The 23760-nt window shown below is 69.8% G+C and carries 23 protein-coding genes; 20 read left to right on the top strand and 3 right to left on the bottom strand.

Going from position 1 to position 23760, the window contains the following annotated elements:
- Nucleotides 1-81: 81 nt before the first annotated feature.
- From ACWIDW_RS07250 to ACWIDW_RS07215, 8 genes are all read left to right on the top strand, one after another.
- On the top strand, nucleotides 82-438 hold the full coding sequence (locus tag ACWIDW_RS07250) for a hypothetical protein (protein ID WP_454124134.1): 357 nt from the start codon (nucleotides 82-84) through the stop codon (nucleotides 436-438).
- Nucleotides 439-445: 7 nt separating this feature from the next.
- On the top strand, nucleotides 446-1237 hold the full coding sequence (locus tag ACWIDW_RS07245) for a nitroreductase family protein (RefSeq protein WP_454124132.1): 792 nt from the start codon (nucleotides 446-448) through the stop codon (nucleotides 1235-1237).
- A complete protein-coding gene (locus ACWIDW_RS07240; RefSeq protein WP_454124130.1) occupies nucleotides 1234-2094 on the top strand; it encodes an endonuclease/exonuclease/phosphatase family protein in 861 nt (286 codons plus the stop codon). Before ACWIDW_RS07245 ends, ACWIDW_RS07240 begins: the two co-directional genes overlap by 4 nt.
- Entirely contained in the window at nucleotides 2091-2705 is a 615-nt protein-coding gene (locus tag ACWIDW_RS07235; RefSeq protein ID WP_454124129.1) for a DUF2238 domain-containing protein, read from the top strand. The genes ACWIDW_RS07240 and ACWIDW_RS07235 overlap by 4 nt, the downstream gene beginning before the upstream one ends.
- A gap of 66 nt (nucleotides 2706-2771) precedes the next feature.
- Nucleotides 2772-3002, top strand: coding sequence for a hypothetical protein (locus ACWIDW_RS07230; protein ID WP_454124128.1), 231 nt, complete (start codon nucleotides 2772-2774; stop codon nucleotides 3000-3002).
- Nucleotides 3003-3027: 25 nt separating this feature from the next.
- Nucleotides 3028-3873, top strand: a complete 846-nt coding sequence (locus ACWIDW_RS07225) for a transposase (protein WP_454124126.1) — start codon at nucleotides 3028-3030, stop codon at nucleotides 3871-3873.
- A 217-nt stretch (nucleotides 3874-4090) separates the two neighbouring features.
- Entirely contained in the window at nucleotides 4091-4531 is a 441-nt protein-coding gene (locus ACWIDW_RS07220) for an SRPBCC family protein (RefSeq protein ID WP_454124124.1), read from the top strand.
- Nucleotides 4528-6000: a phytoene desaturase family protein gene (locus tag ACWIDW_RS07215; protein ID WP_454124123.1), complete on the top strand. Its 1473-nt coding sequence runs from the start codon at nucleotides 4528-4530 to the stop codon at nucleotides 5998-6000. Before ACWIDW_RS07220 ends, ACWIDW_RS07215 begins: the two co-directional genes overlap by 4 nt.
- 32 nt (nucleotides 6001-6032) lie before the next feature.
- Here the strand turns inward: ACWIDW_RS07215 and ACWIDW_RS07210 are convergent, their stop codons facing one another.
- The 3 genes from ACWIDW_RS07210 to ACWIDW_RS07200 all read right to left on the bottom strand — a co-directional run bounded on the left by ACWIDW_RS07210 (nucleotide 6033) and on the right by ACWIDW_RS07200 (nucleotide 8664).
- Nucleotides 6033-6578: a YaeQ family protein gene (locus ACWIDW_RS07210; RefSeq protein WP_454124121.1), complete on the bottom strand. Its 546-nt coding sequence runs from the start codon at nucleotides 6576-6578 to the stop codon at nucleotides 6033-6035.
- Nucleotides 6579-6852: 274 nt separating this feature from the next.
- A complete protein-coding gene (locus tag ACWIDW_RS07205) occupies nucleotides 6853-7974 on the bottom strand; it encodes a GmrSD restriction endonuclease domain-containing protein (RefSeq protein WP_454124120.1) in 1122 nt (373 codons plus the stop codon).
- Between the two features lie 192 nt (nucleotides 7975-8166).
- Nucleotides 8167-8664 carry a GNAT family N-acetyltransferase gene (locus ACWIDW_RS07200; protein ID WP_454124118.1) on the bottom strand — a complete coding sequence of 166 codons (498 nt, stop codon included), beginning with the start codon at nucleotides 8662-8664 and terminating at the stop codon, nucleotides 8167-8169.
- Nucleotides 8665-8830: 166 nt separating this feature from the next.
- Between ACWIDW_RS07200 and ACWIDW_RS07195 the strand changes: the two genes are divergently transcribed.
- The 12 genes from ACWIDW_RS07195 to ACWIDW_RS07140 all read left to right on the top strand — a co-directional run bounded on the left by ACWIDW_RS07195 (nucleotide 8831) and on the right by ACWIDW_RS07140 (nucleotide 23730).
- Nucleotides 8831-8977: a hypothetical protein gene (locus tag ACWIDW_RS07195; RefSeq protein ID WP_454124116.1), complete on the top strand. Its 147-nt coding sequence runs from the start codon at nucleotides 8831-8833 to the stop codon at nucleotides 8975-8977.
- Nucleotides 8974-9063: a potassium-transporting ATPase subunit F gene (locus tag ACWIDW_RS07190; RefSeq protein WP_454124115.1), complete on the top strand. Its 90-nt coding sequence runs from the start codon at nucleotides 8974-8976 to the stop codon at nucleotides 9061-9063. Before ACWIDW_RS07195 ends, ACWIDW_RS07190 begins: the two co-directional genes overlap by 4 nt.
- Nucleotides 9063-10736, top strand: coding sequence for a potassium-transporting ATPase subunit KdpA (gene kdpA / locus ACWIDW_RS07185; RefSeq protein WP_454124114.1), 1674 nt, complete (start codon nucleotides 9063-9065; stop codon nucleotides 10734-10736). The genes ACWIDW_RS07190 and kdpA overlap by 1 nt, the downstream gene beginning before the upstream one ends.
- 3 nt (nucleotides 10737-10739) lie before the next feature.
- On the top strand, nucleotides 10740-12887 hold the full coding sequence (gene kdpB / locus ACWIDW_RS07180; protein WP_454124112.1) for a potassium-transporting ATPase subunit KdpB: 2148 nt from the start codon (nucleotides 10740-10742) through the stop codon (nucleotides 12885-12887).
- Between the two features lie 22 nt (nucleotides 12888-12909).
- Nucleotides 12910-13521, top strand: coding sequence for a potassium-transporting ATPase subunit KdpC (gene kdpC / locus ACWIDW_RS07175; protein ID WP_454124110.1), 612 nt, complete (start codon nucleotides 12910-12912; stop codon nucleotides 13519-13521).
- A gap of 2 nt (nucleotides 13522-13523) precedes the next feature.
- Nucleotides 13524-16031, top strand: a complete 2508-nt coding sequence (locus tag ACWIDW_RS07170) for an ATP-binding protein (protein WP_454124109.1) — start codon at nucleotides 13524-13526, stop codon at nucleotides 16029-16031.
- Nucleotides 16028-16726 carry a response regulator gene (locus ACWIDW_RS07165; protein ID WP_454124107.1) on the top strand — a complete coding sequence of 233 codons (699 nt, stop codon included), beginning with the start codon at nucleotides 16028-16030 and terminating at the stop codon, nucleotides 16724-16726. Before ACWIDW_RS07170 ends, ACWIDW_RS07165 begins: the two co-directional genes overlap by 4 nt.
- A 162-nt stretch (nucleotides 16727-16888) precedes the next feature.
- Nucleotides 16889-18655 carry an ABC transporter substrate-binding protein gene (locus ACWIDW_RS07160; RefSeq protein WP_454124105.1) on the top strand — a complete coding sequence of 589 codons (1767 nt, stop codon included), beginning with the start codon at nucleotides 16889-16891 and terminating at the stop codon, nucleotides 18653-18655.
- Nucleotides 18656-18728: 73 nt separating this feature from the next.
- The gene (locus tag ACWIDW_RS07155; RefSeq protein WP_191712724.1) at nucleotides 18729-20399 is read left to right on the top strand and encodes an ABC transporter ATP-binding protein; all 1671 of its coding nucleotides are present in this window, start codon (nucleotides 18729-18731) and stop codon (nucleotides 20397-20399) included.
- A complete protein-coding gene (locus ACWIDW_RS07150; RefSeq protein ID WP_191712723.1) occupies nucleotides 20396-21355 on the top strand; it encodes an ABC transporter permease in 960 nt (319 codons plus the stop codon). The genes ACWIDW_RS07155 and ACWIDW_RS07150 overlap by 4 nt, the downstream gene beginning before the upstream one ends.
- A complete protein-coding gene (locus ACWIDW_RS07145; RefSeq protein WP_071641670.1) occupies nucleotides 21352-22317 on the top strand; it encodes an ABC transporter permease in 966 nt (321 codons plus the stop codon). The genes ACWIDW_RS07150 and ACWIDW_RS07145 overlap by 4 nt, the downstream gene beginning before the upstream one ends.
- Nucleotides 22318-22428: 111 nt before the next feature.
- On the top strand, nucleotides 22429-23730 hold the full coding sequence (locus ACWIDW_RS07140) for an alpha/beta fold hydrolase (protein WP_454124103.1): 1302 nt from the start codon (nucleotides 22429-22431) through the stop codon (nucleotides 23728-23730).
- Nucleotides 23731-23760 lie beyond the last annotated feature (30 nt).

Raw genomic sequence — 23760 nt, 5'->3', positions numbered from 1 at the left:
TCCTGCTTCGGATGCATGGGATCCGGATGCCGCGCGCGCAACCCCTCGCGCCGAATGCGCGCGACGTGATGTGCTGATCCCATGACACGCAGGCGGCGAGCGCGAGGGCACCGACGGGCGGCGTCCGCCGCGTTCCTGGCATCCGGCATCTGCTACGCCGCGAACTGCGCACTGGGAACCGCCGTCGCGACCCGACTCGTCGACACCAGGCGCTTCCGCTGGGTGCACCACGCGCTGTACATCGCGACAGTATCGACGACGATGCTCGCGCTGATCGTCGGCATCGGCCGCGATCGGAGGGCCGCGCTCGCCCTCGCCCCGGCGCTGGTGCCCCTGGCCGTCATCCCGTACGCGGGCACGCACACCCGCCGGCATCCCGTCATCGCCCTCACCGCCGCGCCGTTCGTCGTCGCCGGCGTGATCACCTCCCGCCGATAGGAGCATCATGGAATTCCTCGACGTCATCCGCCGACGCAAGACCACGAACGGGCCGTTCCTGCCCGACGCCGTCAGCGACGAGCACCAGCGGCTGCTGATCGAGGCGGCCAGCCGCGCCCCGTCGCAGCTGAACAGCCAGCCGTGGCGCTTCGTCGTGATCGAGCAGCGCGAGACGATCGAACGGATCGCGAAGATCTCGGGCGAGAGCATGACCGAGGTGATGTCGAACGGCACGTTCTTCGAGCGCTACAAGCCGTACTTCCGCTTCAGCGAGGCCGAGATGGAGCAGAAGCGCAGCGGCATGCTGTTCGACAAGCTGCCCGCGCTGCTGCGCCCGTTCACGAGCCAGGTGTTCACCTCTCGTGGGCAGAAGCTGATGAACTCGCTCGGCGTGCCCAAGACCCTGGGCGCCGAGAACGCGAAGCTCGTGGCGGGTTCGCCGCTGCTGCTCGGCGTGATGCTCGATCGCAGCGAGTACCGCCCCGGCGAGCTGTCGTCGTTCTACTCGGTGTTCAGCATGGGCGCGGCGATGGAGAACATCTGGCTGACCACGGTGGAGCTCGGGATGGGCATCCAGTTCATCTCGTTCCCGATGGAGGCGCCGGGCCGCTGGGACGAGATCGTCGAGCTGCTGCACGTGCCCGACGACCTCGAGCTGATGGCCGTGTACCGCCTCGGATATCTGCCTGCCGAGCAGCGGCGCCCCGCCATCGACTGGTCGAGTTCGCAGCGCAAGCATCCGTCGCAGTTCGTGTTCCGCGAGACGTGCGAGACGCCGCAGCAGGGGTGGGACGGGTGACCGTGGCCACCCCCGAACCCGATGAGCCTGCGGATGCCCTGGTCGGGCCGCGCGAAGCACCCGACGTGCACGTGATGACCTTCAACATCCGCCGCGCCGCCGACGGCGTGCTGCGCCGTCGTGCCGACCGGTGGTCGTGGCGCGCTCCCGCCGTGCGCGAGCTGCTGGCCTCGGAGCGTCCGACGCTGATCGGTCTGCAGGAGGCCATGCCGCGTGTCATGCCGCTCGTGCGCGAGGCGCTCGGACCCGATCATCGCGCCATCGGCGCCGGCCGGGGCTCGGGCGGGCGCGGCGAGGGGACTCCGATCCTGTTCGACCGTACGCATCTCGAGCTGCGCGACTGGGGGCAGCGCGCCCTGTCGGATGCGCCGGAACGCGCCGGATCGATCGGATGGGGCAACCTCATCCCGCGGATCCTCGTCTGGGCGGAGTTCGTCGAACGCCGCACCGGCACGCGGTTCGTCGCGATCAACACCCATCTCGACCCCGTCTCCGCGGGGTCGAGGCGTCGTTCGGCCCTCGCCATCCGCCGGCTCGTGGCCGAGCGTGGGCTGCCCGCGGTCGTCACGGGCGACCTGAACGCCGGTGCCGACTCGACGACCGTGCGCGCACTGCAGACCGGACGCGCTCTGGTCGACGCGTGGGGTGCCGCCGAGGGCACGAACGGCCCGCGGTGGGGAACGTATCCCGGATACCGGCGCCCGCGCGCCGGTGCGCGGCAGCTCGACTGGATCCTGACCACGCCGGACGTGCGGGTGCGCGCGGTCGGCATCAACGCCCGCACCCCCGGCGGCCGCTCGCCGTCGGACCATCTGCCGGTGCAGGCGGTTCTGCGCTTCGGAGAGGCGGCCGCATGAAAGAGGACTTCCTGCGACCGCCGCGCACCCCTGCGGAGTGGGCGGCCGATGCGCTGCGTGTGATCGGCATCCTGGGTGTGATCACGGCCGCCATCCTGCTGCAGCCGACGGATGCCGGTATCGCGGCGCTGGCCCTGCCCGCGCTCATGCTGCCGCGGATGCTGGGTATGCGCGCCTGGTTCGACGCCGCCGCCGGTGCGATCGTCCTCGCCGCCGCGTGGAGCAACGTGTTCGATCTGTACGCGGCGATCTGGTGGTGGGATCTGGTGCTGCACTTCGCCTGTACCGCGGTTCTGGCCGTGATCGCGGCGGAGATCCTGACGCGGACCGGCATCGCCGCGATCACCGCGAGTCCGCCGCCGCGGACGCCCCTGGCGCTCGTGCCGCTGATCGCTCTCGCGCTCAGCGCGGTCTGGGAGATGATCGAGTGGTTCGGCGCCGAGTACATCAGCGATCAGATCCACGTCGGCTATCAGGACACGATCGGCGACATGATGCTCGGCGGACTCGGCGGTCTCGTGGCCGGCGGAATGCTGGCGCTGGTCGACGTGCGCCGCCTGCCCGACCGGACGCACGCGGCGGAGCCGGTGGTGTCGGATCGACGCGGATGATACCCCTCGAGATGCCGGCCGTCACGGCCCTGCCCGGATCGTGGTCGAGCGGCTGACACTCGGATCATGACTCATCACGACGGAAACCCCGACGACCTGCACGACGACGCGGCCGCAGACTCCCCCCAGACCGCCGACGAGGCGCTGCCCGACGGCCAGTTCGACAGTCAGAACATGCCGACGACCGACGGCGAGCCGGCGTCCGGCGACGACCCCGCGGCGAACGCGGGCGCGGAGTCGCCCGAGGAGGGCGACGCAGCCATGCGCGCGGCCGAAGAGGCGACGAAGAACGACTGATCGCCCACGCGATAAGGTCGCTCGCATGAGCGCAGCGGGTGACCTCGAGACGATCGCCGCCGAGCTGTACGCGGGGCCACCCGACGATTTCATCGCGACGCGCAACGCGCGTGCGAAGGACGCGGGCGACCCCGCGCTCTCGGCGGCGATCCGCGCGTTACGCAAGCCGAGCGTCGCCGCGTGGGTGGTGAACCTCTTCGCCCGCGAGCGCGCCGCCCGGCTCGACCAGGCGCTGCAGCTGGCCGCCGAGCTGCGTGAGGCCCAGGAGGATCTCGACGCCGCGACGCTCTCGCAGCTCGGGCGGCAGCGCCGGGCCCTGACCGCTCAGCTCGCGACCGAGGCGGCGTCGCTCGCCGTCGCCCAGGGCGGGCGGGTGACGGATGCCACCCGCGAGGCGGTGCGGCAGACGATCTCCGCGGCGTTCTTCGACCCCCGCGCGGCCGCGGCCGTGGCATCCGGACGACTGGTGCGCGATCTCGAGCCGACGGGGTCGTTCGACCTCGACGCGGCGGTCGGAGGCGGGCCGCCGGACGCCCCGGTCGTCGCGACGCCTTCGGCCGACGAGGTGGGCGCGCGGCGCCGGCGGCGCGACGCCGAGCGGGCGCTGCGCGAGGCGGAGAAGGCGCACGACCGCGCGGTGCGGGAGGATCGGCGTGCGGCGGACGACGCACAGGAGGCGGAAGAGCGGATCGGCCGGCTGGTAAAGCGCATCGCCGAGCTCGAGGATGAGCTCGAGCGCGCCCGTCACGACGCGACACAGGCGAAGAGGGATGCCAGGGCCGCCGCCGATCGGCGAGAGCAGGCGGCCGCCGATGCGGCAGCGACGGCCGATGCCCTCGACCAGGCGCGGCACGCGCTGGCCCGGCTGTGAGGTGGATCGTCGGCGGGCGCAGATGATACCCACGACCGCGCCCGCCGTCACGGCCCTGCCGGATGACGCGGCGGTGCGGTGTGCTCACAGGATGACCGGCAGCCACGACAGGGAGCACCACGCCGCTCATGACCTGAGCGAAGATGGGTGCGAGAGCACGTCGCGGGCGCCGGCAGCCGAATGACCGACAGCGGAATCCACTCCTGAGGAGCGAACGATGGCCCGGAATGTGAGGGTGCTGCACTGCGCACCGGAAGACGTGTTCGAGGTGCTGAGCGACGGCTGGCTGTACCCGGCGTGGGTGGTCGGCGCCTCACGCATGCGTGCGGTGGACGCCACCTGGCCGGCCCAGGGCTCAGAGCTGCACCATTCGTTCGGGGTGTGGCCGATGCTCATCGACGACCGCACCATCGTCGAGCAGTACGACCCGCCGCGCCGCATGGTGGTGCGAGCGCGCGGCTGGCCGATGGGTGAGGCCCGGGTGACGCTCGAGGTGCGACCGCGGGGGGACGACACCCTGGTCCGGATTCAGGAGGAGCCCATCGCCGGCCCCGGCCGCTTCGTGCCGCGTCCGATCATGGATGCGCTGGTGCGCTGGCGCAACGCAGAGACGCTGCACCGCCTGGCCTATCTGTCCGAGGGCAGGGCGGCTGCGTGACCGACCGGCGCCGCTCGGGCGAGGGCGACCTCGACGTCGTCGTGGTCGGGGCGGGTCCGAACGGACTCGCCGCCGCGGTGACCCTCGCCAGGGCAGGGCTCCGGGTGCGCGTGTACGAGCGCGCAAGCCAGCCCGGCGGCGGAGCCGCCACGCGCGAGCTCACCCTGCCCGGCTTCCACCACGATGTCTGCTCGGCCGTGCATCCGATGGCGTTCGAGTCGCGCTTCTTCCGCGACTTCGGGTTGCGCGACCGCGTCGAGTTCGTCACCCCCGAGGTGTCGTTCGGCCAGCCGATGGACGGCGATCGCGCGGGTATCGCGTACCGAGACCTCGACCGCACCGCCGATGCGCTCGGACGCGACGGCCGGGCGTACGAGCGGCTTCTGCGACCGCTGGTCGAACGGGCGACCGAGGTGGCCGACTTCACCGGCTCGTCGCTGCTGCGCATTCCCCGGCATCCGCTCACCGCGGTGCTCTTCGGCCTGCGCGCGCTCGAGCAGGGCAGCCCCGCCTGGAATGCGCGCTTCCGGGAGGATCTCGCACCCGCGATGCTCACCGGTGTCGCCGCGCACACGATCCTCGCCCAGCCCAGCATCGCCGGCGCCGGCGCCGGCCTCGCGCTCACCACCTACGCCCACGCGCAGGGCTGGCCGATCCCGATCGGCGGCAGTCAGGCGATCGCGGATGCCATGGTCGACGACCTGCGCCGCCACGGCGGCGAGCTGGTGCTCGACCACGAGGTCCAGACGCTGAGCGACCTGCCCGACGCATGGGCGACGCTGCTCGACGTCACCCCGAGAGCGCTGCTGCGCCTGGCGGCCGACGTCATCCCGCCCGGCTACCGGCGGGCACTGCAGCGGTTCCGCTACGGCGACGGCGTCGCGAAGGTCGACTTCGCGCTGCGTGAGCCGGTGCCGTGGGCGAACCCCGAGCTGCGTCGCGCCGGCACGCTGCATGTCGGCGGCACCCGTGCCGAGATGGCGGATGCCGAGAACCAGGTGCACCGTGGCCGGCTCCCCGAGAACCCGTACGTGCTGGTCTCGCAGCCGACGCTGTTCGACCCGAGTCGCGCCCCCGCTGGACAGCACACGCTGTGGACATACACGCATGTGCCGGCCGGAAGCACCGCGGATCGCCGTGAAGCGGTGATCCGCCAGATCGAGCGGTTCGCGCCTGGTTTCCGCGACACGATCCTGGCGACGAGCTCGCGCAGCGCCGAGCAGGTGCAGCAGCACAACCCGAACTATCCGGGCGGAGACATCGCCGCCGGCGCGCCGAACCTCTGGCAGCTCTTCCGCCGGCCGGTGCTCAGCCCGGATCCGTGGCGCACCCCGATCCCCGGCGTCTACCTCGCCTCCGCGTCCGTCGCGCCCGGGCCGGGCGTCACGGGGATGCCGGGCTGGCTCGCGGCGCTCAGCGCCCTGCGTCACGAGTTCGGCATCCGCGAGCTTCCCGATCTGTCCACCTGACGTCGAGGATGCGGTTCCGGGGCGGCGGCGGTTCAGATCGCGCGAATCGGATGCTCGTGCACGGCGGTACTCAGATGCGTGCCGTTGAGCTCGAGATAGACCTGACGCTCGGTCACCGAGACGGTCATGGTGTTGCGACGGGCGAGCGCCGCCGCCGCGTCGTCGAGGAATCCCGCGTCGAAGCTGTGCAGCGCGATGGCATCCGCGTCGTGGATCGTCTTGCCTGCCCAATTGGCGATCACCCTCGCCGGGTCGCGGTACGTGTACACGACCGTGCGGTCGGCGAGCTTGCTGCCGTAGTGCAGACGGGCGGCGTCGGGCGCCCCGACCTCGATCCACGCGGTGACACGACCGGTGAGGTCGCGCACGAGCACCGCCGGCTCGTCGGTCGCCGCCACGCCCTCGGTGAAGGCGATGCCCTCTTCATACTCGAGGCAGTACGCGAGCAGCCGAGTCAGCATGTACGCATCGGTCTCGGAGGGGTGGCGCGCGAGGCGCAGGCTCAGCTCGTCGTACACACCGCGATCGATGTCGGCCAGCTGCACATCGAACGTGTGGATCGTCGCGCCTGCCGCCATGGATTCGAGCTTACGCGTCGATCTCCACAGCGGCAGGCGCCCTCCGGTCACAGTCAGGCCGACCGGGGGTGGGCGATCAGATGGTCGTTGTCCCCACATCGACCGGCCGACACGGCGCGATACCCGAGTTCACGATCTCACCCGCTGCGGCCGAGAAGGGGTGCGGAGCCCGTTCCCGCACGGCTCCGGACGGGACTGTCGCGCCAGCGTGGCCGCTGAAGCGCGCGGCGCATCGCCCCGAGCCGGTGCATGCCCGCACGTTCATATGTCGCCGCTACTCGCAGGCGACCCCGTCGCCGTCACGGTCGAGCTTGCGCGTGTACCCCGGGTCGCCCGCCCGGATCGGGGCGGCCCCTGCCGCGCGAACAGCCGTGCAGTTCGCGTGGTACGTCGTGCTCGGCGCGACCGGTGCAGGGGCCGCCGGGGCGGCCGGAACGGGCGCCGGGACGGGCACCGGCTCCTCCGCCACGGGCGCTGGGGCGGGCTCGGGCGCGACCTGGGCGAAGGCCGAGGTCGTAGTTTCCTCGTCCGGGCACGCGCTGAGCACGGCGGCGATCGCGTCATGCTCGGGCTGGGTGACCCACAGCCCGTAGGTCGCCTTCACCGCCACCTGCCGGGCGACGTACGCACAGCGGAAGCCCTTGTTCTTCGGCAGCCAGGTGGCGGCGTCACCGTCGCCCTTCTGCGAGTTCGCCGGCCCGTCGACGGCGAGCAGGTTGAGCGGATCGTTGGCGAATGTCGCGCGCTGATCGGCGGTGAGCTGCTGCGCGCCCTTCTGCCAGGCGTCGGAGAGCGCGACGACGTGGTCGATCTGGACGAGCGCGCTGGTGCCCTGACCGCGCGTGAAGTCGATCACCCGGCCGGTGAACGGGTCGGTCAGGGTGCCCGAGATGACCCGGCACGTACCGGCCCGCGTGACGGAGGTCAGGTCGCGGAACAGGATGTCGTTGCGAGTGTCGCAGCCGTTGCGGTCGACGTCGAGCCAGCGCTGACCGAACAGGGCGCGGTCGTAGCCGGTCTTCGCGGCGCGGCCCTTCACCGGGAGGGTCGCGAGCACCTCGAGCGCCGTCGCGCCGTCGGTGCGTGACGTGTCCGCCGCGGTGGACGGCTCCCCGACGAACGCGATCGGTTCGGCGTCACTGTCGCCGGCCTCCGTGTCGGCGTCGGTGGGTTCCGGAGACGGAGTGGCCGCGGCAGGAGTCCGGCTCGGCGACACGGATGCTACGGGAGAGGCCTCGTTGCCGCCGCGACCCATCACCGCGTTGGCGACGCTGCCGGTCAGCAGAAGGCCCACCGCCGCGACAGCGATCGCGATCCACGCCCAGAGCGGCAGCTTCTTCCTGACGGGTTCGGCCTGGGCTGCCTGCCCGACACCGGTCGCGGGGGAGCTCGTCATCTCATCTCAACCACTCCGCCAGCAGGCCGAGATGCTCCAGCACCCGGGCACGACTGGCTGTCAGGTGCGCAGGGCGCACGAAAGGGCGGCGAGCCCGGTCCCCCTCAGTCCCGGCGCGCGTGTGCGCGGAGCGCAGCATTCCGCTCATCATATGGGCGTGCGAGCGACGCCTCTGCTCGTGCCGCGTGCGATTCAGGCGCAGAGATCGAGGGCCCACTCGTTCATGGTGAGCTCCTTCTCGCGGAACACCTCGGTCACGGTGCCGACGAGCGTGAAGCCGTTGCGACGGCAGACGCCGTTCGAGGCCGGGTTGTCGACGCTCGGGAACGCGGTGAGCATGCGTCTTCGGTCGCGATGCTCCCTGGCATCCGGGATCATGGCCGCGAGGGCGGCCGACGCGATGCCTTTCCCCTGCGCCTCGGGGAGAACGAACCAGCCCGTCTCGAGCGCGGGCTGGCCGTGCCAGGCCGTCTTCCAGTACCCGATCGAACCGACCGGATGCTCGCCGTCGGCGATCACGAACAGGCGCGACTCGCCTGACGCGACGTGACGCAGGTAGCGCTCGTGCCTCGCGATCAGCTGCTGCTCGGTCTCGGGCCCGTTGAGGTGCTCGGTCATCTCAGGCGTGTTCGCCCGCCGCAGCAGCGGCAGGTCGGCGTCTGACCACAGGCGGAGGGAGATGGATGCCATCGCTGAAGTCTCGCACCGGCCACCGGCTTGCGGGCGGCATGCCGCCCGGTGTGGCACAGGCTTCTGATGCCTCCGGGAATGAGAAGTCCGTCAGGATTCTCGTCGTCGGCGTATGGGTTCCGTTAGAGCCGCAGTATTCGGCTTCGCGCGGGTGTCTCATCGGGAGGTGCGCCGATCCACGGCGTGCGAGCAGCTCCGTCTGCTGCCTGTCACCCGAAGGGAGCTCTGCGTGCTTGACCTCGTCTACGTGCTCGGTGTGATCGCCGTGTTCGTCGTCGTCGGACTGCTGGGAAAGGCGGTGGAGAGGCTGTGATCGTCTTCGAGCTCCTCGCGGCTGCCCTTGCCGTCGCGGCGATCGTCTATCTGGTATTCGCTCTCGTGAAACCGGAGCGATTCTGATGACGTGGCTGTATGCGGGCCTCGCCCTGCTGACCGTCGCCGCGGTGATCGCCGTGCTGTACCGGCCGTTCGGCGACTACATCGCCTGGGTCTACACCTCCGCGAAGGACTGGAAGATCGAGCGCGGCTTCTACCGGCTGATCGGCGTCGACTCACGCTCAGAGCAGACCTGGCGCTCCTACCTCGGCGCCGTGCTGACGGTGTCGGCGGTCGGTCTGCTGATCGTCTACGCGATGCAGCGGCTGCAGCCGTGGCTGCCCTACTCCCTCGGGCTGCCCGCGCCGTCTGAGCATCTCTCGTTCAACACCGCCGCCTCATTCGTCGGCAACACGAACTGGCAGTCGTACTCGCCCGAACTCACCGTCGGGTACACCGTGCAGCTGGCCGGACTCGCGGTGCAGAACTTCGTCTCGGCCGCAGTCGGCATCGCCGTCGCCGTCGCGCTCATGCGCGGATTCGCGTACCGGCGCTCCGGCACGATCGGCAACTTCTGGGTCGACCTGACACGCGGCATCCTGCGCATCCTGCTGCCCATCTCGGCGGTCGGTGCGATCGTGCTGATGATCGGCGGCGTGGTCCAGAACGTCAACGGCTTCACCGAGATCACCACCGTCGCCGGAGCGGCCCAGAGCATCCCCGGCGGGCCGACGGCCTCACAGGAGGTCATCAAGCTGCTCGGCACGAACGGCGGCGGCTTCTTCAACGCCAACTCGTCGCATCCATTCGAGAACCCGACGGCGTGGACCAACGTCTTCGAAGTCCTGCTCATGCTGGTCATCCCCTTCTCGCTGCCGCGCGTCTTCGGTCGCATGGTCGGCGACAACCGTCAGGGCTACGCGATCCTCGCCGTCATGGGCGGCCTTTACACGGCATCCTTCGCCATCCTCACCGCGCTCGAGACCGCCGGCCGCGGAACCGCGCCGCAGCTCGCCGGGAGCGCGATGGAGGGGAAGGAGCAGCGGTTCGGCATCATCGGATCGACTTTGTTCGCCACCACGAGCACCGGCACCTCGACGGGTGCGGTGAACTCGATGCACGACTCGTACACCGCCCTCGGCGGGATGATGCCGATGGTCAACATGATGCTCGGCGAGGTCACCCCGGGCGGCGTCGGATCCGGGGTCTATGCGATGCTCGTGCTCGCCATCATCGCGGTCTTCATCTCGGGTCTGCTGATCGGGCGCACCCCCGAGTACCTGGGCAAGAAGATCGGTCCGCGCGAGATCAAGCTCGCCGCGCTGTACATCCTCGTGACACCCACGCTGGTGCTCGCCGGAACAGCGCTGAGCTTCGCCCTCGCCGGCATCCGGGAAGAGGTGGCGACCACCTCGATCTGGAACCCGGGCATCCACGGCATGTCGGAGGTGCTCTACGCGTTCACCTCGGCAGCCAACAACAACGGCTCGGCGTTCGCCGGTCTGACCGCGAACACACCCTGGATGAACACCGCTCTGGGCATCGCCATCCTGCTGGGCCGCTTCGTTCCCATCGTCTTCGTTCTGGCGCTGTCCGGATCGCTGGCCGCGCAGGGCAAGGTGCCGGCGACCGTGGGCACCCTCCCCACACATCGTCCGCTGTTCGTCGGACTGCTCGCAGCGGTCACCGTGCTGGTGACCGCCCTGACCTTCTTCCCCGTTCTCGCGCTGGGTCCCCTGGCGGAAGGGCTGATGTAAACCATGTCCGTACTCACTGAACCTCGTCCCCAGTCGACGACCGCTCCCCGCACACGAGGATCGTTCTCGTGGCCGCAGGTGCGCGCCGCCCTTCCCGGCGCCCTGCGCAAACTGCACCCGCGGGAGCAGTGGCGCAACCCGGTGATGTTCATCGTCTGGGTTGGCGCGGTCCTCACGTCCGTCCTCGCCGTGGCCGAGCCGTTCGTCGGCGGTCCGGCCGAGTCCGGTGGCACGCAGGTGCCCTGGTCTTTCACCGGCGCCATCGCGATCTGCCTCTGGCTGACCGTGCTCTTCGCGAACTTCGCCGAGTCGGTCGCCGAGGGCCGCGGCAAGGCGCAGGCGGAAACCCTGCGCAAGACCCGCCAGAGCACGACGGCACGGCGTGTCGAGGGATACGACGCGGCCGCCGATCCGGCTGCCGAGCGCGCCGCCGTCTCGGAGGTGGCGTCGTCGCAGCTCACCCTGGGCGACATCGTGATCGTCGCAGCCGGTGAGCTCATCCCCGCTGACGGCGACATCGTGTCCGGTATCGCATCGGTGGACGAGTCGGCGATCACCGGGGAATCCGCCCCCGTGGTCCGCGAGTCGGGCGGTGACCGCTCGGCGGTCACCGGCGGAACGCGCGTTCTCAGCGACCGGATCGTCGTCCGGGTGACCTCACGTCCCGGCGAGACGTTCGTCGACCGGATGATCGCGCTCGTCGAGGGCGCGGCACGGCAGAAGACGCCCAACGAGGTCGCCCTCAACATCCTGCTCGCGAGCCTGTCGATCATCTTCGTCGTCGTGGGCCTCACCCTGAACCCCATCGCGTCGTACGCGGCGGCGCCGGTGAGCGTCGCGGTGCTGGTTGCGCTGCTGGTGTGCCTCATCCCCACGACCATCGGCGCGCTGCTCAGCGCGATCGGCATCGCGGGAATGGACCGGCTCGTGCAGCGCAACGTCCTCGCGATGTCGGGCCGCGCCGTCGAGGCAGCAGGCGACGTGACCACGCTTCTGCTCGACAAGACCGGAACGATCACGTACGGCAACCGACGGGCCACCGCCTTCGTCCCTACGACAGGGGCGCGTCACGAGGAGCTGATGCGCTACGCGGCTCTCTCTTCCCTGGCGGATCCCACACCGGAGGGCACCTCCATCGTCGACCTCGCTCGTGAGAAGGGCGTGGAGGTGGAGACGACGATCTCCGGGGAGATCGTGCCGTTCACCGCGCAGACGCGCATGTCGGGGCTGGACACCTCAGATGGGGTGAGCGTCCGCAAGGGCGCGACCTCAGCGATCGTGGCCTGGCTCCAAAGCGCAGGCTCCGCCCCGCGGTCGGAGCAACTGGCGGAGATCGAGCATGCCGTGGAGCGGATCTCGCAGACCGGCGGCACTCCTCTCGTCGTCGCCGTGCGCGACGCCGAGGGAGAAGGCCGAGTGCTCGGCGTGGTGCATCTGAAGGATGTCGTCAAGGAGGGTCTGCCTGCGAAATTCGCGGAGATGCGGGCCATGGGCATCCGCACGGTGATGATCACGGGAGACAACCCGCTCACCGCCGCAGCGATCGCCGAAGAGGCCGGCGTGGACGACTTCCTCGCGGAGGCCACCCCCGAGGACAAGCTCGCCTACATCCGCAAGGAGCAGGAAGGCGGCAACCTCGTCGCGATGACCGGCGACGGCACCAACGACGCGCCCGCTCTCGCGCAGGCGGATGTCGGGGTCGCGATGAACTCGGGCACGTCCGCCGCGAAAGAGGCCGGCAACATGGTTGACCTCGACTCCGACCCGTCGAAGCTGATCGACATCGTCCGGGTCGGCAAGCAGCTGCTCATCACGAGAGGAGCGCTGACGACGTTCTCGATCTCCAACGACATCGCGAAGTACTTCGCGATCATCCCGGCGATGTTCATGGGCGTCTTCCCGCAGCTCGGCGCACTCAACGTGATGGGCCTGCACTCCCCCGCATCCGCCGTACTGTCGGCCGTGATCTTCAACGCGATCGTGATCGTGTTCCTCATCCCGCTCGCCCTGCGCGGCGTGCGGTACCGCGCCGGCAGCGCAACGCGGATCCTCGGCCGCAATCTCGCGGTCTACGGCATCGGCGGTGTCCTCACCCCCTTCATCGGGATCTGGCTGATCGACCTCGTCGTGCGCCTCGTCCCCGGATTCTGAGCTGACGAACGAAGAACGAACCATGAGCACTTTCACCCGCCGCTCCGCGCGCACCAGCTGGGTCGCGCTGCGCGCGATGGCTCTGCTGACGATCCTGCTCGGCGTCGGCTACACCCTGGCGATCACCCTGATCGGCCAGCTCCTGCTCCCCGTCCAGGCGAACGGCTCCCTGGTGCACCACGACGGCCGGATCGTCGGCTCGGCCCTGATCGGTCAGAATTTCACGGATGCCGACGGCGATCCGCTGCCCGAGTACTTCCAGCCGCGGCCCTCGGCAGCCGGCGACGGCTACGACGGCGGCGCCTCGTCGGGTTCGAACTACGGGCCCGAGAACGAGGAGCTCATCGCCGCGATCGCGAAGCGCAGGGCCGAGATCGCGCGGTTCAACGGCGTCGCCGAATCGGCGGTCCCTGCCGACGCCGTCACCGCGTCGGCGTCCGGTCTCGACCCGGACATCAGTCCGGAGTACGCCGCGATCCAGGTCCAGCGGATCGCGGATGCCCGTAGGCTTTCCGTCGCCGAGGTGCGCGACCTGCTCGAGGCGCACACCAGCGGCCCCGAGCTCGGCTACCTGGGCTCACCGACGGTCAATGTGCTGGAGATGAACGTCGCACTGGATTCTGCGAGGGGATGATCATGTCACGACGCGGGCGGCTCCGAGTGCTGCTCGGCGCCGCCCCCGGCGTCGGCAAGACGTTCGCGATGCTCGAGGAGGGTCGGCGACTGCAGGTCGAGGGCTCCGACGTGGTCATCGCGATCATCGAGACGCACGGCCGACATGCCACCGCCGCCCTGACCGAGAACCTGCCGTCGATCCCCCGCGCCCGCGTCACCCATCGCGGCGTCACCCTCGAGGAGATGGACCTCGCCGCGGTGCTCGCGCGGCGGCCCGAGGTGGCGCTCGTCGACGAACTGGCGCACACGAACGCGGCGGGCTCCGTGAACGAGAAGCGCTGGCAGGACGTGCAGGAGCTGCTCGACGCGGGGATCGACGTGATCTCGACGGTGAACATCCAGCACGTGGAGTCGCTGCACGACGTGGTCGAGCAGATCACCGGCGCCCCGCAACGCGAGACTGTGCCGGACAGCTTCCTGCGCGGCGCGGATCAGATCGAGCTCGTCGATCTTGCGCCGCAGGCACTGCGCGACCGGCTCAGCACCGGACTGGTCTATCCGGCGGAGCGCATCGACGCTGCGCTGTCGAACTACTTCCGCCTGGGCAATCTGACCGCGTTGAGGGAACTGGCCCTCATCTGGCTCGCGGATGAGGTCGACCAGGCGCTGAACGGATACCGAAGGGCCCACGGCATCGACTCCACGTGGGAGGCACGCGAGCGCGTCGTGGTGGCGCTCACCGGCGGCCCCGAGGGAGAGACGCTGCTGCGCCGCGGGGCGCGCATCGCCGCGCGATCGGCAGGCGGCGAGCTGATCGCCGTGCACGTCACCAGTCAGGACGGGCTCAAGAGCACGAGCCCCGGGGCGCTGGCTCAGCAGCAGACGCTCGTCGAGAAGCTGAACGGCACGTACCACCAGGTCGTCGGCGAAGACATCCCCACGGCGCTCGTCGAGTTCGCCCGCTCGGTGAACGCCACGCAGCTCGTGCTGGGCGCGAGTCGCAGGGGCCGATTCGCCGCCGCCGTGACCGGGCCTGGCATCGGCGCGACCGTGGTGCGCGAGTCGGGCGACATCGACGTGCACATGGTCAACCACGCCGCGGCGGGACGCAGGATGACGCTTCCGCCTCTCACGGGCGCGCTCAGCATCAGAAGGCGGATCCTCGGCTTCGTGCTGGCGCTGATCGCCGGCCCCCTCCTCACCGGTGCGCTCTTCCTCGTGCGCGGTGAGGATTCCATCACCACTGACGTGCTGAGCTTCCAGCTGCTCGTGGTGGTCGTCGCCCTGGTCGGCGGATTCTGGCCGGCGCTGTTCGCGGCCGTGCTCTCGGGGCTCACGATCGATTTCCTGTTCGTCGAGCCGCTCTTCACCGTGCACATCTACGAGCCGCACCTCGCGCTGGCGCTGGTGCTGTACGTCGTGATCGCCAGCCTGGTCAGCTTCATCGTCGACCGTGCCGCTCACTTCACGCGCGCGGCACGACGCTCAGCCGCTGAGGCCGAGCTGATCCAGACGATCGCCGGCAGCGTGCTGCGCGGTGAGAGCGCGATCCAGGCGCTCGTCGACCGCACCCGCGAGGCGTTTCATCTGTCCGGCGTCCGTCTCGTCGCCGCCGGCGACGTGCTCGCCCGCTCCGGCGAGCCGCTGGCGGATAACCGGCACACGGTGATCGCGATCGCCGACGATGTGGTGCTCGAGCTGCACGGCGCGGATCTCGCCGCGTCCGAGGGCAGGCTGCTCGCCGTCGTGACAGCCCAGCTGAAAGCGGCCCTCGAGCACGAGCATCTCGAGCGCACCGCGAAGGAGATGGAGCCCATCGCCGCCTCCGATCGTGTCCGCGGCGCGCTGCTCTCGGCACTCAGCCACGACCTGCGGCGCCCTCTTGCCGCCGCTGCCGCCGCTGTCGGCGGGCTGAAGTCGGCCGGCGCCGAGATGGCACCCGACGACAGGGAGGAGCTGCTCGACACGGCCGACGAGAGCCTGACCGCGCTGTCGGCACTGGTCACCGACCTGCTCGACGTCAGTCGGCTGCAGGCGGGATCGCTCGCCATCGCCGACATCCCGACCGATCCCGCCGGGGCGATCGCCGCAGCGCTCGACGAGCTGGACCTCGGCCCCGGGGATGTCTCGCTCGCCGTCAATCACGACGATGTCCTCGCGCGCGCCGATCCGGTGCTGCTGCAGCGGGTGATCGTGAACCTGCTCACCAACGCGCTGCGCTACAGTCCGGCCGGGATGCCGGTGCATGTCAGCACGAGCACGTTCTCCGGTGTGCTCGAGATCCGGATCGTCGACCACGGCCCCGGCATCCCACCCGAGAAACGGGACGACATGTTCCTGCCGTTCCAGCGGCTCGGCGACACCGACAACACCACCGGCCTGGGCCTGGGCCTCGCTCTCTCGCGAGGTTTCGTCGAGGCGATGCACGGTACTCTCACTCCCGAGGTCACCCCCGCCGGGGGCCTCACGATGGTGATCTCACTCCCCACCGTCGTCGTGGAGGAGCCCGCCGAACAGGAGACGCCGTGAAGATCCTCATCGCCGACGACGATCCGCAGATCGTGCGGGCGCTGCGCATCACCCTGACGGCGAAGGGGTACCAGATCGTCACCGCTGCGGACGGGACGCAGGCGATCGCCGCGGCGATCGACCACCGCCCCGACCTCTTCCTGCTCGACCTCGGGATGCCGCAGCTCGACGGTCTCGAGGTGATCAGCGCCATCCGGGGGTGGTCCCACGCTCCGATCCTCGTCGTCTCCGGTCGCGCCGGAGCGGGTGACAAGGTGGAGGCCCTCGACGCCGGCGCCGACGACTACCTGACGAAGCCATTCGCCGTGGAGGAGCTGCTCGCGCGCATCCGCGCGCTCACCCGCCGCGCTGCACAGGATGACTCGCTGCCGATCGTGCGCTTCGGAGACGTGACCGTCGATCTCGCCGCTCGCAGCGTCACCCGTTCGAGCGCCGACAGCGTGCGGCAGGTGCGTCTCACACCCACCGAGTGGCGGGTGCTCGAGATCCTCGTGCGCAACCCCGGCAGACTGGTCACCCGCCAGACGATGCTGACGACGATCTGGGGATCCGAGCATGTCGAGGACACCGGCTACCTGCGGCTGTACCTCTCACAGCTGCGCCGGAAGCTGGAATCCGATCCGGCACGGCCGGTGCACCTCATCACCGAGGCCGGCATGGGCTACCGGCTGGAGGGCGCCGCGCCGGCGGAGTGACCTCGGGCCCCGCGGCCGACGTCCGAGACGGCCGACCCGAGGACGTTCACACCCCTGGTGACCACCATCTCACATGTGCTATGTTACATGCGCGTCACGGCCGGCCCGTGACCATCGCCCGTCGAAGACGCGGGCATCCGACCGAGAATCAAGGACGACTCTATGGCCCGCAAGAAGCTGTCCCCCCTGGCTCCCCTCATCGTCGCCTCAGCCTTCGCGCTCGTGCTCAGCGGCTGCTCGTCCGCCGGCGGCGGTGGTGGCGACGCCGGCGAACCGCAGACCGGCGGCACCCTCAAGGTGCTCTCCAACGGCGACACCGATCGCATCGATCCGCAGCTGATCGCGTACGTGCCCTCGAACAGCATCACGCGCGTCATCTCCCGCTCGCTGCTCAGCTACGAGGCATCCAACGACGCCGAGACGCGCTCGAAGCTCGTCGGCGACCTCGCCACCGAGGTGCCCAAGCCGACCGATGACGGGCTGACCTACACCATCACCCTGCGCGACGGCGCCACCTGGGATGCGCCCGACGGCGCCCGCCCGATCGTCTCGGAAGACGTCGAGCGCGGCATCAAGCGCATCTGCAACCCGCACATCGGTGCCGCCCTGGGCAGCTACTTCATCACGCTCATCGACGGCATGGCGCAGTTCTGCGACGGCTTCGCCGATGTCGCTCCCGAGGCCGGCGCGATGAAGGAGTACATCGAGGCCAACGACATCACCGGAATCGAGACGCCCGACGACAAGACCGTCGTGTTCCGCCTCACCGAGCCGGCATCCGACTTCACGTCCATGCTCAGCCTGACGACCGCCAACCCGGCCCCCGTCGAGGTGCTCGACTACCTTCCCGACTCCCCGGAGTACCGCAACAACTTCATCTCGTCGGGCCCGTACACGATCGACGAGCACAAGCCCGACGTGAAGCTGACCCTCACGCGCAACCCGTCGTGGAACGCGAAGAGCGACCCGCTGCGCAAGGCGTACGTCGACAGCATCGAGATGACGATGGGTGTGGAGGTGGATGCCGCCATGCAGCAGCTCCAGGCAGGTTCCGCCGACATGCTGTTCGACATCCAGCCGGGACCTGCGAACATCCAGCAGCTCACCGCCGCGAATGACGAGAAGTTCTCGACGCTCGAGAACGGCGGGGTCGACCAGTTCATGTGGATCAACACGATGTCCGACAACAACGGCGGCGCGCTGCAGAAGCTCGAGGTTCGCCAGGCCCTGCAGTACGCGATCGACAAGAGCGCCGTCGTGCAGGTCATGGGCGGTGCCGACATCGCCACGGTCACGAACGGCATCTTCGGACCCGGGATCAACGGGTACGAGGAGTACTCCCCGTACGGCGACGGGAGCGGGAAGGCCGACCCCGAGAAGGCGAAGGAGCTGCTCGCGAAGGCCGGCGTGCAGAACCTCACCCTGAAGTTCCCCTACCGCAACCTCGGCTCGCAGCCCGACATCGCCCAGACCGTGCAGGCGAGCCTCGAGAAGGCCGGCATCACCGTCGAGCTCTTCCCCGTCCCGCCCACCGACTACTACGCCAACTTCATGACCAACCGCGAGAACGCGTCCGGCGGCGAGTGGGACATCGCGCTGGTCGGCTGGTCGCCGGACTGGGTCGGCGGTGCCGCGCGCAGCGTGTACCAGCCCCAGTTCACCTTCGACGGGACGCCGCAGGCGTACAACTACGTCGACTACAACAACGACGAGGCGAACGCCCTGGCCGACCAGGCTCTGGCGGCCAGCACGCCCGAAGAGGCCGCCAAGCTGTGGCACCAGGTCGACCAGACGGTCATGGAGGACTCGCCCATCGTCAGCATCGCGGCGAAGAAGAAGGCCAACTACCACTCGGCGCGTGTGCAGAACTTCTCGATCTACGCTCTCGCGCAGAACGGCGACTGGGCCAACGTCTGGCTGACGAAGTAGCCGCTGCTCGACCTGCTGCTGCGGCGCGACCCGCTCGCGCCGCAGCAGCCCCACTCGGAAGAGAAGAGAACGAATGCCCATTCTCGAGGTGTCCCATCTGAAGGTCGACATCCCCACCGAGGGCGGCGACGTGCATGCTGTGAAGGACGTCTCGTTCGACGTCGCCGAGGGCGAGTTCTTCGGCATCGTCGGCGAATCCGGCTCGGGCAAATCGGTGCTCGTGCAGTCGGTGATGGGTCTCATCCCGCAGGCACGCACCTCCGGCGCGGTGCGCTTCCAGGGCGAGGACCTGCTGACACTCGATCCCGAGCGGCTGCGCCGCAAGCGCGGGCGCGAGATCAGCATGATCTTCCAGGACCCGCTGTCCAGCCTGCATCCGCAGTACACCGTCGGATGGCAGATCGTCGAGCAGATCCGCGCACACGAGAACGTCTCCCGCCAAGCGGCGAAGGCGCGGGCGATCCAGCTGCTCGACAAGGTGCACATCAGCGATGCGGCGTCGCGGTTCGACGCATACCCGCACCAGTTCTCCGGCGGCATGCGTCAGCGCGTGATGATCGCCATGAGCCTCTCGCTCGACCCGGCGCTGATCATCGCGGATGAGCCGACCACCGCGCTCGACTCCACCGTGCAGGCGCAGATCCTGCAGCTCCTCGGTGAGATGAAACAGGACTTCGGGGCGACGGTGCTGATGATCAGCCACGACCTCAGCGTGATGGCGAGTGTCGCCGACCGCGTCATGGTCATGTACCGCGGCGAGCAGGTCGAGGTCGGCACGAGCGACGAGGTGCTGCGCCGCCCACGAGAGCCGTACACGCGCGACCTGATCGCGTCGTCCGCCTTCACGCAGAGCGAGCGTCGGGCTCCGCTCGGTCAGCTCGCCGAGGCCGCCCCGGGCGATGCCGCCCCCGCCGCGGCCGGTCCGGTCACGGCTGCACCGATCGCCGAGGTGTCGGATGTCAGCGTCTCGTTCTCGGCGCGGCGCGGCGTCGAGCGCAAGGTTCTCGACGGCATCAGCCTCGAGGTGCGCCGAGGCGAGACGCTGGGCCTGGTGGGCGAGAGCGGATGCGGCAAGACCACGCTCGCCCGCACGATCGCCGGCCTCGTACCGCCGTCGGAGGGCACCGTGCGCTTCGACGGCACCGACCTGCGCACCCTCAACGGTGCGCAGTGGCGGCGGATGCGCCAGCGCGTACAGGTGGTCTTCCAGGACCCCTTCTCATCGCTCAACCCCAAGCGCCGCGTCGGATCGATCATCGGCGACCCGCTGCGCATCCACGGCGTGGGCACCCCACGCGAACGCGAACGCCGCGTCCTCGAGCTGCTCGAGCAGGTCGGCCTCGACCCCGACCACTACAACCGCTTCCCCGCCCAGTTCTCGGGCGGGCAGCGTCAGCGGATCGGGATCGCGCGCGCCATCGCGCTCAACCCCGATCTGATCATCCTCGACGAGCCGGTCTCGGCGCTCGATGTCACGGTGCAGGCCCAGGTGCTGCAGCTGCTTGACGACCTGCAGCGCGAGCTCGGGCTGACCTATCTGTTCATCTCGCACGACCTCGCCGTCGTCCGCCACATGTGCGACCGCATCGCCGTGATGGAGCACGGGCGCATCATCGAGCTCGGCGAGGCAGAGACCATCTACGACGCGCCGCAGCAGCCGTTCACGAAGAAGCTGCTGGCCGCGGCGTTCCTCGGCGCGCTCAGCGATGCCGGTGACCCCACCCCGTCGGAGGCGCACGCATGAGCCCGTTCTCGAAAGAGACCCTGACCCTGCTCATCCCGGCGAAGGGCGCCGCCGACGCGGCATCCGGGGTGAAGAGCTCGTGGCAGCTCACCCTCCGCCGGCTGCGCCGTGACCCGGCCAGCGTGGGCTCGGCCGTCGTCATCGTGCTCATCGTCATCTTCGCCCTCGGCGCGCCCCTGATCGCGCAGTGGACCGGACACGGTCCCACCGAGCAGTTCCGCGAAACCGGGCTGTCGCCCGCCGGCATGCCCGTGCCACCGAACGGCGAGTTCCTGCTCGGCACCGACCAGCTCGGCCGCGACCTGCTGGTGCGGCTCGCCTACGGCGCCCAGGTGTCGCTGCTGGTCGGCGTGGTCGCGTCACTGGCGGCCTCGGCGATCGGCATCCTGATCGGGATGACCGCCGGCTTCTTCGGCGGGGTGGTCGACACGGTGCTCAGCCGCGTCATCGATCTGGTGATGAGCGTGCCGTTCCTGCTCGTCGCGATCGCCACGGTGTCGGTGCTCGGGCCCAGCCTGCAGCTGTCGATCTCGGTGATCGTGTTCTTCAGCTGGGCGGGCCTGGCCCGCGTCATCCGCGGGCAGGTGCTCGCCCTGCGTGAGCGGGAGTTCATCGAGACGGCCCGCTCGCTCGGTCAGTCCCCCATCGCCACGATGTTTCGCGATGTGCTGCCGAACCTGGTCGTGCCGATCGTGGTGTACACGACGCTGATGATCCCCGCCGCCATCGTGTTCGAGGCCACGCTGTCGTTCCTGGGCCTCGGCACCGTGCCGCCCACCCCCAGCTGGGGCAACATGCTCGCCGACGCCTCCAACGGATCGATGTACATCGTCGCTCCTTGGATGGTGCTCGTGCCCGGCCTTGCCCTGCTGGCGCTGACCCTCACGTTCAACCTCGTCGGCGACGGTCTTCGCGACGCGCTCGATCCGTCCTCTGCGAAGGGAGCGCGGGCATGATCCGCTTCCTGCTGTCGCGCATCGGGTTCGGCCTGCTGGTGCTGTTCCTGCTCAGCGTGTTCATCTTCGTGCTGTTCTACGTGACGCCCTCCGACCCGGCGCGGATCATCGCCGGCGACAAGGCGACCGAGGCGCTCATGGCGCAGATTCGGGCGAACCTCGGCCTCGACAAGCCGATCTGGGAGCAGTACCTGATCTTCATCGGCAACCTGCTGCAGGGTGACCTCGGCTTCTCGTACCGCTCGAGCCTGCCTGTCGCCGATCTCGTACTGGCCCGGATCCCCGCGACCATGTCGCTGGTCTTCGGCGCGGTGGTCCTTTGGCTCGCGATCGGAATCCCGATCGGCATCGCCTCGGCCAAGCGTCCGGGCAGCGTCCGCGACCGCCTGGGTCAGGGGTTCGCGCTGGTCGGCATCAGCTTCCCTACCTTCGTGCTGGGCATGCTCGCCCTGTACCTGCTGTACTACCTGCCCACCCGCTTCGGGGTGAACCTGTTCCCGCCGTCGGGGTACGTGCCCTTCGCGACCGACCCTCTGCAGTGGGCGTGGCATCTGGCGCTGCCATGGCTGACCCTCGCGATGGTCACCGCGGCGGTGTACGCGCGGCTCACCCGCGGGCAGATGCTCGACGTGCTCGGCGAGGACTACGTGCGCACGGCACGCGCGAAGGGACTAACCGAGCGGCGTGTGATCTACGTGCACGCCTTCCGCAGCGCCATGCCGCCGCTGGTCACCCAGCTCGGCATCGACATCGGGCTGCTGCTGGGTGGTGTCATCGTGATCGAGCAGGTCTTCGGCCTGCAGGGCGTCGGGGCGCTCGCGGTGACCAGCGTCGCCATGCAGGATCGGCCGGTCGTGATCGCCATCGTGCTGCTCGGCGGACTGTTCGTCGTGCTCTCGAACCTCATCGTCGACCTCTTCTACGCGCTGCTCGACTCCCGGGTGCGCACCCGGGCGCAGTGAGCGCGGCACCGGTCACGGCGGGCGCGGCGCCACCGGACCCGGCAGCCCCGGGCAGACTGGATCGGAGCCTGCGAACCGCGGGCATCCCCATCGGAAGGCAAGGTGACCTGCGTGACCTCTGACAGCACGTACTTCGTCGGCAAGGACATCGTGGCCCGCGACGTGTGGACCACCGTGCCCCTGGACTGGAACGACCCCGACGGCGAGACCATCGAGATCTTCGCCCGTGAATTCGTCGCCGCCGAGCGCCGCCACGACGACCTGCCGCTGCTGCTGCACCTGCAGGGCGGTCCCGGCGGCAAGGGCGTGCGACCGGTGGGTCGGGGCGACTGGGTCGCCGCCGCGCTGTCGCGCTTCCGGCTCATCGTGCCCGACCAGCGCGGCACCGGCCGGTCGACGCCACTGTCGGGGTCGCGGTTCGCCGAGATGCCGGCCGAGGAGGCCGCGCGACGGCTGTCGCTGCACCGGGCGGACTCGATCGTGCGCGACTTCGAGGCGCTGCGCGCCGCACACTACGGCGGGCGCCGCTGGTGGACGATCGGGCAGAGCTACGGCGGCTTCCTCACACTGCACTACCTCTCCGCCTTCCCCGAGGCGATCGTCGCCTCCGCGGTCGCGGGCGGGCTCCCCTCGCTCGATCCCGACCCGGCGGAGGTCTACCGGCGCACGTTCCCGCGCGTGGTGGAGAAGAACCGGCAGTTCCGTGAGCGCGCCCCGCACCTCGCCGAGCGCATCGCGCGGGTCGCGGACACCCTGCAGGCGCAGGACGTCCGCCTCGCAGACGGCGACCGCCTCACCGTGCGCCGCCTGCAGACGCTGGGCTTCGACTTCGGCATGGGCCCGGGCTTCGATCGGGTGCACTGGCTGTTCGACGAGGCGTTCGCCGATCGGGCCGAGACACGCTTGAGCGACACCTTCCTCGCCTCGGTGGGCGCGGCCACCGCGTGCGCCGGCAACCCGCTGTTCATCGCCCTGCAGGAGAGCATCTACGGCGCAGGGCCGACGGGCTGGGCGGCGCAGCGCGAGCGGGAACTGCACCCGGAGTTCGACGAGGATGCGCGGCCGGTGCTGTTCACCGGCGAGATGGTGTTCCCCTGGATGTTCGAGGAAGTCCGTGCGCTGCGCGGCTTCCGCGCGGGGGTCGAGCTGCTCGCCACACAGGAATGGCCGATCGAGCTGTACGACACCGCGCGGCTCGGCGCGAACGAAGTGCCGGTCGAGGCGGTGGTGTACTTCGACGACATGTACGTCGACGCCGGACTCTCGCTCGACACCGCGGCCCGCGTGGGCGGGCTGCACGCGTGGGTCACCAACGAGCACGAGCACGACGGCATCGTCATGGACGGCGTCGCCGAGCGGCTGTTCACCGCACTCGAATGGCGCCTCGGCGGGCGCGGCGGCGAACGATCCTGACCCGGCGGGTGCGCCATCCGCACCTGTTCC

It is taken from the genome of Microbacterium sp. NPDC055312 (genome assembly GCF_053645675.1).
This window is presented reverse-complemented; position numbering and strand designations above follow the sequence as displayed.